Raw genomic sequence first — 489 nt, 5'->3', positions numbered from 1 at the left:
AAGCTTGCCGGCACCGGCGAGACGCTGACGCTGGTCGCCGACCAGGTATTCGCTGCGATCGGCCAGAGTTTTGTCCCGGCCGCGCTCAACGGCAGCGGGGCCTCGATTGAGCTCGAAGCCGGCCGTATAAAGGTCGATGGGGAAGGGCGCACCTCGCTGGCGAAAGTCTGGGCCGGCGGCGACTGCATCCTTGGCGGTGACGACCTGACCGTCTCGGCCGTGGCGCAGGGTCGTGATGCGGCTGAGAGCATACACAGGAGTCTGACGCAGGGATAAGGATCATGGCCACGGTGGAACCGGGCATCGCCCGTCACTATGACATATCGGGTCTCGAGCAGCGCATCCTTGCCGCGCTCGCCGATACGGGCATGGACGTTGCCCGTCTGCGTGCCGGCGATCTCGAAGCGGTCGACGAATTCCACATTGGCGGCATCGCCGCCACAAGGGAACTCATCGGGCAGATGGGGTTGAAGCCGGGAGCCAGGCTGC

1 protein-coding gene and 1 pseudogene are annotated in these 489 nt (G+C 65.4%); both read left to right on the top strand.

Going from position 1 to position 489, the window contains the following annotated elements; translation table 11 throughout:
* Window positions 1–276 (top strand): FAD-dependent oxidoreductase (locus tag ACWTU8_RS32355; protein ID WP_455851315.1); only part of this gene is annotated, 276 nt, incomplete at its 5' end.
* 5 nt (window positions 277–281) lie between these two features.
* Window positions 282–489 (top strand): annotated as a pseudogene (locus ACWTU8_RS32350) (class I SAM-dependent methyltransferase); the annotation flags it as partial.

The organism is Mesorhizobium sp. BHbdii (genome assembly GCF_053848045.1).
Note: the sequence above shows the minus strand (reverse complement) of the source record. Positions and strands in the feature narration are given on the sequence as shown.